Origin of the sequence: Xaviernesmea oryzae (assembly GCF_900109605.1) — a bacterium.
Taxonomy (GTDB): domain Bacteria; phylum Pseudomonadota; class Alphaproteobacteria; order Rhizobiales; family Rhizobiaceae; genus Xaviernesmea; species Xaviernesmea oryzae.
Map to the genome: position 1 here is coordinate 131201 of NZ_FOAM01000013.1, position 12898 is coordinate 144098.

Annotated in this window: 12 protein-coding genes and 1 tRNA gene; 8 read left to right on the forward strand and 5 right to left on the reverse strand. The window is 62.4% G+C overall.

The features are described from left to right. Positions 1–197 precede the first annotated feature (197 nt). On the forward strand, positions 198–617 hold the full coding sequence (locus BMX61_RS16770; protein ID WP_407703784.1) for a response regulator: 420 nt from the start codon (positions 198–200) through the stop codon (positions 615–617). A 169-nt stretch (positions 618–786) separates the two neighbouring features. Here BMX61_RS16770 and BMX61_RS16775 read toward each other — a convergent pair whose 3' ends face one another. From BMX61_RS16775 to BMX61_RS16785, 3 genes are all read right to left on the reverse strand, one after another. Continuing rightward, entirely contained in the window at positions 787–1296 is a 510-nt protein-coding gene (locus BMX61_RS16775) for a sigma-70 family RNA polymerase sigma factor (protein WP_075629283.1), read from the reverse strand. 685 nt (positions 1297–1981) lie between these two features. Next, positions 1982–2278, reverse strand: coding sequence for a hypothetical protein (locus BMX61_RS16780; RefSeq protein WP_075629282.1), 297 nt, complete (start codon positions 2276–2278; stop codon positions 1982–1984). Between the two features lie 301 nt (positions 2279–2579). Continuing rightward, positions 2580–2653, reverse strand: a tRNA-Gln gene (locus BMX61_RS16785). A gap of 765 nt (positions 2654–3418) precedes the next feature. On the opposite strand from BMX61_RS16785, the gene BMX61_RS16790 reads away from it, so the two are divergent. The 3 genes from BMX61_RS16790 to BMX61_RS16800 all read left to right on the forward strand — a co-directional run bounded on the left by BMX61_RS16790 (position 3419) and on the right by BMX61_RS16800 (position 6371). Continuing rightward, complete coding sequence (locus BMX61_RS16790) at positions 3419–4951, forward strand: Ppx/GppA phosphatase family protein (protein ID WP_234794715.1); 1533 nt, start codon at positions 3419–3421, stop codon at positions 4949–4951. Next, entirely contained in the window at positions 4948–5724 is a 777-nt protein-coding gene (locus BMX61_RS16795; RefSeq protein ID WP_075629281.1) for an RlmE family RNA methyltransferase, read from the forward strand. Before BMX61_RS16790 ends, BMX61_RS16795 begins: the two co-directional genes overlap by 4 nt. A 101-nt stretch (positions 5725–5825) precedes the next feature. Next, the gene (locus BMX61_RS16800; protein WP_075629280.1) at positions 5826–6371 is read left to right on the forward strand and encodes an NUDIX hydrolase; all 546 of its coding nucleotides are present in this window, start codon (positions 5826–5828) and stop codon (positions 6369–6371) included. Between the two features lie 7 nt (positions 6372–6378). On the opposite strand, the gene BMX61_RS16805 is transcribed toward BMX61_RS16800, so the two are convergent. Beyond that, positions 6379–7797, reverse strand: coding sequence for an MFS transporter (locus BMX61_RS16805; protein ID WP_075629279.1), 1419 nt, complete (start codon positions 7795–7797; stop codon positions 6379–6381). Between the two features lie 420 nt (positions 7798–8217). Between BMX61_RS16805 and BMX61_RS16810 the strand changes: the two genes are divergently transcribed. Next, positions 8218–9219: an MBL fold metallo-hydrolase gene (locus tag BMX61_RS16810; RefSeq protein ID WP_075629278.1), complete on the forward strand. Its 1002-nt coding sequence runs from the start codon at positions 8218–8220 to the stop codon at positions 9217–9219. Between the two features lie 177 nt (positions 9220–9396). Here the strand turns inward: BMX61_RS16810 and BMX61_RS16815 are convergent, their stop codons facing one another. Further along, positions 9397–9708, reverse strand: coding sequence for a DUF1476 domain-containing protein (locus tag BMX61_RS16815; RefSeq protein ID WP_075629277.1), 312 nt, complete (start codon positions 9706–9708; stop codon positions 9397–9399). A gap of 353 nt (positions 9709–10061) precedes the next feature. Between BMX61_RS16815 and guaB the strand changes: the two genes are divergently transcribed. The 3 genes from guaB (at position 10062) to BMX61_RS16830 (ending at position 12897) form a co-directional block, all read left to right on the forward strand. Next, positions 10062–11564, forward strand: coding sequence for an IMP dehydrogenase (guaB, locus tag BMX61_RS16820; RefSeq protein ID WP_075629276.1), 1503 nt, complete (start codon positions 10062–10064; stop codon positions 11562–11564). Then, positions 11561–11986, forward strand: a complete 426-nt coding sequence (locus tag BMX61_RS16825) for an MAPEG family protein (protein WP_234794716.1) — start codon at positions 11561–11563, stop codon at positions 11984–11986. Before guaB ends, BMX61_RS16825 begins: the two co-directional genes overlap by 4 nt. Before the next feature lie 128 nt (positions 11987–12114). Continuing rightward, entirely contained in the window at positions 12115–12897 is a 783-nt protein-coding gene (locus tag BMX61_RS16830) for a 3-hydroxybutyrate dehydrogenase (protein ID WP_075629274.1), read from the forward strand. Position 12898: the final 1 nt, after the last annotated feature.

Consider the following 12898-nt stretch of genomic DNA (forward strand, 5'->3'; position numbering starts at 1 on the left):
TAAAACAGGAAGGTTGGCATGGTGTTGCGCTGCAGGAGAGGTCGCTTGCTTGGCGGCCGCGTCTCCCACGAATGAACCCACTTCGCAAATGATACAGCTTGGGAGATCCACACAGGCAGATTGATCGTATAGGAGCCTTCGTCCGGTTGCAGGAGCACACATAGCCGGACAGAACCGCGGCCGCAGGCGCGCCGCCATTGCTGGCAGGTTGGACAGGGGGCACGACGCTGAGCCCGAAAACATATATTCAAGACTTCGCAGGAAAAAACATCCTGATCGTCGAGGATGAGTATTTCCTGGCGGCGGAAACGCGCAAGAAGCTTGAAAAGCTGGGCGCCCATGTGGTGAGCCCGACCGGGCGCGTCAACGAAGCGCTGACGCTCATCGAAACGGAAGCGGTCGATGCGGCCATTCTCGATATTCATCTGGGCGACGAGCTGGTCTTTCCCGTCGCCGAGCGTCTGGCGGAACTCGACATTCCCTTCGTCTTCGCCACTGGCTACGATCCCTCGATCATCCCGGAAAACTTTACAGGCTTCGCCCTGTGCGAAAAGCCGACCGAGCTGGAGGCGATTGCGCGCGAGCTGTTTGGACCGGGAACTGACCTGCTGATGTAGGTCGAGTAGCTGCCGCGCCCTGTTTGCTTAGCGGCAACAGGGCAACGTCCCGTCTTTGAATGGGCCATGAACCTCCAAACGACAAAGCCCGCCACAAGATCCCGGCAGGATCCTTGGCAGGCTGATGTCGATGTATCTCTTCTGGCTTCCGCCTAGAGAGGGCGGACGATCAGATCGGCATCGTCGGCTCGTCCAGCTGGATGGCGAGCTGTGCACGCGCACGATTGACCCGGCTCTTGATCGTGCCCACAGGGCAGCCGCAGCGCGCGGCTGCGGATTCGTAGCTCTGTCCCTGAATCAGAATAATGTCCACGGCATCTCGATAGCGGTCGGGAAGCTTGTCGAAGGCACGTTGGAATTCCGCGGCCCGCACCGACCATTCCTGAGGCGAATTCACCGTGGCGCGGCTGGACACACATTCTTCGATGCCGACAACCTCGCGCTTGGCAAGGCCGAACTTCGTGCAGAAGGTGTTGCGCAGAATGGTGAAAAGCCAGGATTTGAGATTGGTGCCCTCGTGAAACTTGTCGATGTTGGCCAAGGCTCGCAGAAGCGTTTCCTGAACCAGATCGTCGACATTGGTCGGGCTGCGGTCCAGGCGGCGTGCAAACGATCGAAGCGCGGGAATGAGCTCCACCATCTCTGCCCGCACACGTTCCACTGCAGAAGTCTCTGTCATGACGTCACCCCTCGTTGCGAACCAACTCAACCCGCCTCACGGACAAATGTTCCCGCTCGTCGAAGCAATTGTTAAAAATTTCATATTATAAATATCAAAAAAACAATATTCTTAGATTGGATCTGACGAATTCGGAGATCGGGTGAACAACATATACCCTCGGGAAATCCAGTATAGAGTCCCCCGCATAACGACATAATGTCACCGGCGTGGCAATTGATATTTGAACTATACGACGAATCGGTCGTGGTGCCGGCGGTTGGGGAGGATATTATTGTTGTTGATGAGATCGCTCGGCAGCCGTTAGACTGGCTGGATGTCGCCGCCGAGCCAGTTCGGCATCGATTATCCGATGCGGATTGGCGTGATGTTCGATAGCAGAATGCGATCCTGATCCCGATGGCATACGGCCAGCCCCGAACATCCGCGCCGGCTCTTGCCGGGCGTGAAGAGCAGGAGACGTGCCGCTGCCGCCCATCTTGTTCCATGCGACCGATGGGCTTTCTGGTCAGTCAGAGAAGGAAGCGCGTGTGATCGCCTGAGGACGCGACTTTGCCGGCAGCATCATCAAGGGCGTGAGGATGCTGCGGCGTTCATGCACAAAAAGCGATGACGGGTGATTTGAGAGGGCGGAAGCGAGCGCTCGATCCCGGCCCATCAGCTTTGCCGGCAGGCAGGTCTGGCTCTACTTGGTCGGCCTGACCAGAGAGATCACCCTTGGCTTGGATGGCGTATCCAGCCAATCGGTCCATGTATCGCGTTCTTCCACCGTATCGAAGAAGCGCCAGAGCTTGTAGCCCTCATCGGTGGTCTGCAGCATCTCGCCGATCGTCACCAGCTCCAGCGGCAACGTCACTTCGCTGCCTTCGAAGCGCACGAAATAGATATCGTCGGCGGCGTGACGGATGACCTGGCCGGTGGAATAGGTGCCATCCTCATCGTCCACGGTGAAATACATGCCGCTCAACAGGTCAGACATCATCAACTCCAATCAATATCCCGCGCCCGATTGCAGGCGCGAAAGACGCTCTACAACATCTTGCATGCGGTTGCTGTCGCGCGATCAAGATGGAAGGGCATGGTTAGGTCTCCCATGCAATTTCTCCTCAAATCGATTTCGATTCAAGACATTATGCAGCCGAGCATGTGGGTGAGAGACGGGAGCGCGCCGAGAGCCTTAAGTCTTTCCCGTCCATGCCAACCCACCACAACGAAGGGCCGCTTCACAGCGAACCTTATCGACAAGGCGCTGTTGGAAGCTCATTTTATTGGAAAAAGAAGGATGGCTGGGGAACCTGGATTCGAACCAGGACTAACGGAGTCAGAGTCCGTGGGTCTACCGTTAACCTATTCCCCAAGACCGGCACCGGAGACGCTGACGTTTCCAGCGGGGTGAGCGGGCTTATAAACAAATCCGGAGGCGATGCAATGGGGTTTTTTGAAAAAACGACGACATGCCCCAAAAAGGCAGGCTGGATGGAAATGCTGCCGTCGGATCGAATGCAAGGTTATCCCGCCGGCTGAAGGACGATATAAAAACAGTTTGGAGAACCGGGGTTGCACTGTTAGACTTTGGCCAACGACAATCTTGATGAGCGCCTTGAGCAACCGGTAGGTTTGCCCGGTGCGATGGTAACGTCACGTGAAAGACCCCGATCACGGCGAAAAGCCGTTTGAAGACGGGGCGTCAGCGGTTGAGCGGGGCGATAAGCCAGCTGTGCCGCATGCGGGGAAGAAGAAGCGCCGTCGGGCCAAGGCCCGGCGCGGGCGTGATTCTGCCTCGGGTTCTTCCGGTCATGCCGGAGGAGCTGGACGCTCCGAGAATGCTGCTGCGGCAGGACCGGGCGCATCGGGCAGCAATGCCCGTCCGCGCGGGCCTGGTGCTGCCGGTGCCTCCTCGGGCACGCCGAGGCCTTCCATGGCCGCCGGTCACGTTGCGGCTGGCGTGCATGCTGCGTCATCACAGCAGATCCCATCTCCACACGCTTCGTCAGTACAGTCCGTCTCGCAGATCGCCGCTGGGCCGTCGTCCGGTGGAGACCCCTCCGCCAGGCGGGGGGCGGAGGGACGGAAGCGTAAGCGTAGACGATCGAAGTCGTCCGCGCAGTCGCAGGATGCCGCAATGTCGGGCTCCCATACATCCTCATCGGGACATTCTGCCGGTGCACCTTCGGCTCCTGCCGGGAAGGAAGCCGGCCGTGGTGCGCCGGGCGAGCCGCATAAGGGCCGTCGGCGTCGGGCGCCGGGGGCGGATCGCGAAGGCCGGCGCCATGGGCAGCATCGTGGGCCGCAGGGCCGCCCGCTCGTTTCAGGCGAGAAACCCGGCAAGGCCGGGCAGGAGGGTGGCCGTGCCGGCGATGAGCGAGGACGCGCATCTTTTCGCGGGGACGCTGGCCGTCGCGGCGAAGGCCGGCAGGGCTTTGCGCGCCATGCGGGCGGACCGGAGTCCGGTGCTGGCGGACAGGCCCCTTCAGCATCGGCGCATCAAGGCCATGGCACGGCCAGCCAGGGACATCCGGCGCCAGCCGTGCCGCCGCATCCGGCAGCGCAGCTCGGCCTACATGCGTCAGCCAGTAGCCCGGGCTCTGCGCCCCGGCCTGTGCCGCGCGCCTCGGATGAGATGCGCGCGCCGCTTTATGCCGCCCTCGATCTCGGTACCAACAATTGCCGCCTCCTGATCGCCCAGCCGACGCGCCCAGGCCAGTTCCGCGTGGTCGACGCCTTCTCGCGCATCGTGCGGCTTGGCGAGGGGCTGGCGGCCACGGGGCGGCTTTCGCCCGAAGCCATGGATCGAGCGGTGGAGGCCTTGAAGGTCTGTGCCGTCAAGCTCAAGAACCGGGATATCCGCCGCATGCGGCTGATCGCCACCGAGGCGGCCCGCGCGGCGGAAAATGGCGCGCTTTTCATGGAGCGCGTGGCCGCTGAAACCGGGCTGGAACTGGAGATCATCAACCGCGAGACCGAGGCACGTCTGGCCGTTTCCGGCTGCTCCTCGCTGATCGAACGCAGCGCCCGGTCCGTGGTGCTGTTCGATATCGGCGGCGGTTCCTCGGAAATCGCGGTCATCCGGATCGGTGAAAACCGATCGAGCCGGCTTGCCAACCACATTACCCACTGGACCTCTTTGCCTGTCGGCGTCGTCACCCTGTCGGAGCGCCATGGCGGGCACGATGTCACGCCCGAAAGCTTCGAGGGCATGGTGCGCGAGGTCGAAGGCATGCTCGGCCGGTTCGACTGCCCGGCCATTTTCGACGGGGAAGACCCGGCCGATGCCTTCCATCTGATCGGCACATCGGGCACGGTGACGACGCTTGCCGGCGTGCATCTCGGCCTGCCGCGCTATGATCGCCGCCAGGTAGACGGGCTGTGGCTGTCGGACGAGGAGGTGTCGGCCATGCAGGCACGCCTCCTTTCCTGGGATTTCGCGGCGCGCTCGGCCAATCCCTGCATCGGACCGGACAGGGCCGATCTGGTGCTGGCCGGCTGCGCCATTCTCGAGGCGATCCGCCGGCGGTGGCCGTCGCGGCGCATGCGCGTGGCCGATCGGGGCCTGCGCGAGGGATTGCTGACCGATATGATGGCCGATGACGGCGTGTGGCGGAAATTCCGCATGAAGCGTGGCAATAGCCAGGGCCAAGGAGGCAAGGGCCGATGACCAAAGCGCCAATCGGCGGCAACCGCACCGGCCGCAAGCTGGGCCAGAAGGTGAAGAAGGGCAAGCTGAAGGCCTCCTCCCGCCGCTGGCTGGAGCGCCATATCAACGATCCCTATGTGCAGCGTGCCCAGTTGGAAGGCTATCGCGCCCGCGCGGCGTTCAAGCTGCTGGAAATCGACGAGAAGCACAAGATCCTGACCGGCGCGCGCCGGATCATCGATCTGGGTGCCGCGCCCGGCAGCTGGTCTCAGATCGCCGCCAATGTGACGAAATCGACGGACACAGATCCACGCGTGGTGGCCATCGATTTCCTGGAGATGGACCCCCTGCCGGGTGTCACCATTTTCCAGCTCGATTTCCTCGATCCTTCCGCGCCGGGCAAGCTGATGGATGCACTCGGCGGCGCGCCTGACCTTGTCATGTCCGATATGGCCGCGCCGACCACAGGCCACCGCCAGACCGACCACCTACGCACCATGCATCTATGCGAAGTCGCCGCCTATTTCGCCGTCGATGTGCTGGCCACCGGCGGCCATTTCCTGACCAAGACGTTCCAGGGTGGAACGGAGCGGGATCTTCTCACTATGCTGAAGAAGAATTTTCGCCAGGTCATTCATGTGAAGCCGGCTTCCTCGCGTGCCGAATCGGTCGAAATGTTCCTGCTGGCCAAGGGGTTCAAGGGCCGTCAGGCACATGCGCAGGAGGACGAGCCGGCCGAGATGGAGATCGATGAGGAGGAGTTCGACCGCGAGGATGAGGATCGCGCCTTCTAAGCGTCGACCCATCGCCTGGCGGCTTTCTTGTTGCGACTGCGAAGAGCTGGCCCTAATCTCTCTGCGCGGCTCTATGCTGCACAACAGGAACAGGGCTTGGCATGACACTTGAATGGACAGTGGAGGGCTCCGAACGCCTTCTCAGCGATCGCTGGATGAATCTCCGCGTCGATCATTGCCGCACGCCGAAAGGGCGTTCGATCAGCCCCTATTATGTTCTCGACTATCCCGACTGGGTGGTGATCGTGGCGCTGACGGAGGCGCACGAGCTGGTGATGGTCGAGCAATATCGCCATGGCGTGGCAAAGGTGCTTCTGGAGCTGCCGGCCGGCGCGGCCGAGCTGACGGACCAGGACATGGAAGTCTCGGCCCGCCGCGAATTGCTGGAAGAAACTGGCTTTGCTGCAGACCGCTGGACGCTGATCAGCAGCCTCTATGCCAATCCGGCCACGCAATCCAACCGCCTCCACATTTTTCTGGCCGAAGGCGCGCGCAAGGTGGGCGACCAACAGCTCGATCGCGGTGAGGAAGGCATGATCGTGCATGTGAAGCCGCTGGACGAGATCGTGCCGCTGCTCGCTACCGGGATCATCGGCCAGGCCATGCATGTGGCTGGCCTGCTCCTGGCGCTTGCCGCCAGACGATAATCCGGCCTTAGCCCTGCACGCTGCCGACCGCCTCCGTCTGCCGCTCGCCGACGCGGCGATGGCCTGAGACGGTGGCGCCGGCATTCTTGGCCATGCCGAGGAAGGGCAGGATCGAGATCAGCGTCACGCCCGAGATCAGCATGAAGGCGAGCTGGAAATCGCTGAGCTCCAGATGGCTGCCGGTCAGCCAGTTCTCAGCTTCGAGAATGGCACCGGCGGTCGCCACGCCGAAGGCCAGGCTCATCTGCTGGAGAACCGCACTCATCGAGGTGGCCTTGCTGGCGTCCTTGTCGGGAATATCGGCAAAGGACAAGGCGTTGACGCTGGTGAAAAACAGCGACCGGATCAGCCCGGCAATGATCAGAACGACGATCATCACCACATAGGGTGTTGCCGGCGTGAACAGGCCGTTGACGAAGGTCAGTGCGGCGCCTGCCACGCCGGCTGCGATCAGTGTGGTGCGGAAGCCCAAAAGGGCCAACGCCCGCCGGGCAAATACCTTGGTGGTGATCGCGCCGATGGCGCCGGCAAAGGTGATCATGCCCGATTGAAACGGCGTCAGCCCGAAGCCGACCTGCAGCATCAGCGGCAGGAGGAACGGCACGGCGCCGATCGAGATGCGAAAGAGCGAGCCACCGAGGGCCGCCGCGCGGAAGGCGCTGTCGTTGAACAGTTTCAGGTCCAGGATCGGTGCCGGATGGCGGCGCGCATGCCGCCAATAGAGCACAGCGCAGACGAAGCCGATAAGGACGGAGACAATGCCCACGGCCGGCGGCAGGGCCGGCAGGCTGATCACCGAGAAGCCGAACATGGTGCCCGCCGCCGCCACAGCGCTCAAGATGAAGCCCTTGATATCGAGCGGCGGTGGCTGTGACGCCTCGATCTCCGGCAGGAAGATGCCGGAAAGAAAGAAGCCGAGAATGCCGATCGGCACATTGATCAGGAAGATCCAGTGCCAAGAGAAATAGGTGGTGATGAAGCCGCCAAGTGGCGGACCTGCAAGCGGGCCGACCAGACCGGGGATGGTGAGCAGCGCCATGGCGCCGACCAGTTCGCTGCGCTGCGTGCTGCGCACCAGGACGAGCCGCGCCACCGGCGTCATCATCGCCCCGCCCATGCCTTGAAGAAAGCGCGCGCCGACAAAGCTGAACAGGTTGGACGCGATCGCGCAGAGGATCGAGCCGCTGACGAAGACCAGGATCGCCAGGCGGAAGACGCGCTTGGCGCCGAAGCGGTCGGCCATCCAACCGCTCAAGGGAATGAAAATCGCCAGCGACACCATATAGGCCGTCAGCGCCAGCTTCAGCGTGATCGGCCCGACGCCGAGATCATGGGCGATGGCAGGCAGCGAGGTGGCAATGACGGTGGAGTCCATCTGCTCCATGAAGAGCGCGACGGCAAGAATCAGCGGAACGATGCGGTTCATGCGAGGACCTACAGCATGTCGCGCAGAAACCGACACTGCTTCTGCCGTGCCGACCTGCGCTCGAACAAAAACTTGAAATGCATGGCGGGAGAGTGATCGCGACGCGTTTCAAGGCCTTTCGCCTGGATCAGGGGACAGGGCGCGGACGTCCAAAGCGAACCGGGATCCGGCAACCGGCAGACGGATCGGCAAGAGACGTAGCGCCGCAGCCATCTGCAGGTGGGTGATGCGGCCGATCTAGTGCGCTTCAGCGCAAAAGTCGCGCGGGGATCCTGCTTGCGGCATCACATCCACGTGACACCGGGCTGCCATGGCAGTGGTGCGCACTAGCTCTGCCGCGAGTTCAGCAGCGCATGCATCACGGTCCGCGCGCATCGCGCCGCGCCGGTCGGTGCAGGATCGCGCGAGGTGGAGGACAGCATGACAGATCGATTTGCATTGGGCCGGCGGACACTGATCGGGGCAGCCGCCACCGCTTTGGCCGCTCCGGCATTGCTGGTTCGCACGGCGCAGGCAGCAGGCGAGGACATCAGGAAGACCGCGATGAGCACCGAAAAAGACATGCCCGTTCCCACCCGCAGCCTCACCCTCGGCGATCTGAAGATCACTGTGATCCAGGACGGCCTGCGCCCGTCTGACAAGCCGGAGCAGACCTTCGGCATCAACCAGCCGCCGCAGGCGGTGGCCGACCTCCTGACGGAGAATTTTCTTCCCTCCGATCGCTTTGCCAATGGCTTTTCGCCTGTTCTGATCGAAACGGGAAACGAGCTGGTGCTGGTCGATACCGGCATGGGCGAGGGCGGCCGGGCCAATGGGCTGGGCAGGCTCGAAGCCGGCATGGCGGCGCTCGGCTACACGCCGGAACAGGTGACACTGGTGGTGCTCACCCATCTGCATGGCGACCATATCGGCGGGCTGATGGCGGGCGGCAAGCCGGCCTTTCCGAAAGCGCGCTATGTGATCGGCCAGGTGGAATATGATTTCTGGACCAATGAGGCCCGGGTCGGCACGCCGGCGGAAGGCGGGCATCAGGCCGTTCTCAAAAACGTCAAGCCGCTGGCGGAAAAAGCGAGCTTCATCGGCGATGGCGCCACGGTGCTGCCCGGCATGACCGCCATGGCCGCTTTTGGCCATTCGCCGGGCCATCTGACATTCCGGCTGGAGTCCGCCGGCAAGGCGCTGATTCTGACTGGCGACACCGCCAATCACTACGTCCTGTCGCTGCAGCGGCCCGACTGGGAGGTGCGGTTCGACATGGACAAAGCCAAGGCGGCCGTAAGCCGCCGTAAAGTGTTCGACATGATCGCCAGCGAGCGCCTGCCCTTCATCGGCTATCACATGCCTTTTCCTTCCGTCGGCTATGCCGAAAAGGCGGGCGAAGGGTATCGCTTCGTGCCGCATAGCTATCAGCTGGATCTTTGACGGCGAGGCACGGCGCATAGAGCAAGGCCCGGGCGATTGCGCGCCCGGGCCTTGGGTTCGATCAAGCAAAGCCGCATGCGGTTTGCGATAGAAGACTGTTTCAAAAGAAAGGCTTAAAGCGCGGGACTGCGGCCGGCAGGGCGCTGCGCGCTTGCAAGACAGTGAGGATCGCGGGGATCAGCGGCCATCATACATCTCGCGAGCGACATCGCGCAGCATGACGACCATGCGGTTGCGCAGCTCGTTATCGTCGATCTGGACGCCCGAGGCAGTCAGGTCTTCCCGCACACGCGCGAAGGCGCCATCGGGATGTTCGACATGGGCGGTCGCCACTTCCTTGGCATATGCGTCCGCATCCTGACGGTTCATTTCGGCAGCGGCCCAAAGGCCGAGCAATGCATTACGGCGCGCTTCCGCCTTGAACAGGAATTCCTGATCATGGGCAAACTTGTCTTCGAGTGCACGAGCGCGTTTCTTCAATGCCGTCATCGTATATATCCCCGTTGCTTTACCTTGAGAGCCGGCCCTTTTGTTGTCCTCGGCCGTGAATAGGGATTTACATGATGGCCTCTTAAAATATGCCAAGGAGATGCGGATAATCTTCGGCAATCAAAATGCCGCGCATTTTATCGATCCGTCCGCGCCGACTCCAGCATCGCTCCGGCACCTGTGAAAGAGGCCTGACCGTATCGAATCCCCTGCGCGCCTATTCCTTTCCTGTCATGGACGTGTTACCAGCCCTCGCCAACTTCCTCAGCAATGGATGTCGATCGTCGGGCCGGGTTTCTCCCAAGGCTGGCCGCGGGCGTATCGGGCATCTTCGATCCACAAAGGAACTTGGCATGGCGCGTATCATCGAAACCGCAACCGGTCTGGAAGCCCTGACCTTCGACGACGTTCTCCTCCAGCCGGGTCATTCGACCGTCATGCCGGGGCAGACCAATATCGCCACGCGCATTGCCCAGGATATCGAGCTGAACCTGCCGATCCTGTCCTCCGCCATGGATACGGTAACGGAAGGCCGGCTGGCGATCGCCATGGCCCAGGCCGGCGGCATCGGCGTGATCCACCGCAATCTAACGCCGGCCGAACAGGCCGAAGAGGTGCGCCAGGTCAAGAAGTTCGAGAGTGGCATGGTCGTCAATCCGGTCACCATCGGCCCGGATGCGAGCCTTGCGGATGCGCTGTCGCTGATGAAGATCCACGGCATTTCGGGCATTCCCGTCGTGGAAAACGGCGGCGCCGGCGGCCATGAACGCGGCCGTCTCGTCGGCATCCTGACCAATCGCGACGTGCGCTTCGCCTCCGATCCCGCCCAGAAGATCTACGAGCTGATGACGCGGGAAAACCTGATCACCGTCAAGGATGGCGTCGATCAGGCCGAAGCCAAGCGTCTGCTGCACAAGCACCGCATCGAAAAGCTGCTGGTGGTCGATCCCCAGGGCCATTGCGTTGGGCTGATCACGGTCAAGGACATCGAAAAGAGCCAGCTGAACCCGAATGCCTCCAAGGATGCGCAGGGCCGCCTGCGCGCCGCCGCGGCCATTTCGGTCGGCGATGACGGTTTCGAGCGGGCCGAGCGGCTGATCGATGCCGGCGTCGACCTGATCGTGGTCGATACGGCCCATGGCCATTCGCAGCGGGTGCTCGATGCCGTCAGCCGCGTGAAGACACTGTCCAACTCCGTGCGCATCATGGCCGGCAATGTCGCGACGGCAGACGGCACCAAGGCGCTGATCGATGCGGGCGCGGATGCTGTCAAGGTCGGCATTGGCCCGGGCTCGATCTGCACCACGCGCATCGTCGCCGGTGTCGGTGTGCCGCAGCTCGCCGCCATCATGTCGGCCGTCGAAGCGGCGCAGGCCGCCAATGTTCCTGTCATTGCCGATGGCGGCATCAAGTTCTCCGGCGATCTCGCCAAGGCGATTGCCGCCGGTGCATCCGCCTGCATGATCGGCTCGCTGCTCGCCGGCACGGACGAAAGCCCGGGCGAGGTGTTCCTTTATCAGGGCCGCTCGTTCAAGGCCTATCGCGGCATGGGCTCGGTGGGCGCCATGGCGCGCGGCTCGGCCGACCGCTATTTCCAGGCGGAAGTGCGCGATACGCTGAAACTGGTGCCCGAGGGCATCGAAGGCCAAGTACCCTATAAGGGGCCGGTCTCCGGCGTGCTGCATCAGCTCGCCGGCGGCCTCAAGGCCTCCATGGGCTATGTCGGCGGCGCGACCATCCCGGAATTCCAGGAGAAGGCCACCTTCGTGCGCATCTCCGGCGCGGGCTTACGCGAAAGCCATGCCCATGACGTGACCATCACCCGCGAAAGCCCGAACTATCCGGGCGCCGCATGATGGGTCCGTCCCATGCGATCTTCTGGCCGATGATCGCCCAGGCGCTTCTGGTGTTCCTGGTCTATGTGCTGATGAACCGTCGCCGGCTGGCGGCGGTTCGTTCCGGCCAGGCGAGCGTCAAGGATTTCGTCATTCCGACTGTCGAGCCTGGTCCAAGCGCGACAGTGGCGCGCAATCTGATCAACCAGTTCGAACTGCCGGTGCTGTTCTACGTCGTCGCCCTCTCGCTTTATGTGACGGGCGGCGCTGGCGTTCTGGCCGTTCTTCTCTCCTGGGCATTCGTCCTTAGCCGCTATCTCCACGCCTTGGTTCATGTTACCTCGAACAAGGTGCTTCTGCGTCGGAATCTCTTCCTGGTGGGTATGGCCTTCTGCATGCTGCTCTGGCTGCTGCTCGCTATCCATCTGACGACGGTGCCCTGATCGATGCCGAAGGAAAGCGCCTTGAAGGTGCTTTCCTTTGCGCCTCTTCGCTTTATTCTCCCCGGCTGAAACAGGTGCCGCCTGCCCATGAAGCCGGCGGCCGGCTTGATGTCAGAAGGAGGGCTGCGATGAATCTCAAGGACAAGGTCTGTATCGTCACGGGCGCGGCCGGCGGCATCGGCCGGGCGATTGCCGCGCGCTATGTCGCGGAAGGCGCGAAGGTGGCCATCGCCGATCTGAAAGCCGAGGATGCCGTGGCCACTGCAAAGGCCCTGACGGAGGCCGGCCCCGGCGAGGCCATCGGCGTGACCATGGACGTGACGCAGGAGGCGGCCGTTAACGAGGGTGTGGCGGCAGTGGTCGAGCGCTTCGGCCGGGTCGACGTGCTCGTCGCCAATGCCGGCATCCAGATAGTCCACAAGGTCGAGGAATTTCCGTTCGAAGACTGGAAGCGCATGCTGTCCATTCATCTCGATGGCGCCTTCCTGACGACCAAGGCCTGTATCCCGCATATGAAGGCGCAGGGCGGCGGGGCCGTGATCTATATGGGCTCCGTCCACAGCCATGAGGCATCGCCGCTGAAAAGCGCCTATGTGACGGCCAAGCACGGTCTTCTTGGTCTGGCCCGTGTGGTCGCCAAGGAGGGCGGGGCGCATGGCATTCGCGCCAATGTCATCTGCCCCGGCTTCGTGCGCACACCGCTGGTGGAAAAGCAGATCCCCGAACAGGCGAAGACGCTGGGCATTTCGGAAGAAGAGGTCGTCAACCGCGTCATGCTCGGCAATACGGTCGATACCGAATTCACGACGCTCGAAGATGTCGCCGAGGTCGCGCTGTTCTTTGCCGGCTTCGAGACCAATGCGCTGACAGGCCAGTCGCTCAATGTCAGCCATGGGTGGTCGATGCGCTAAG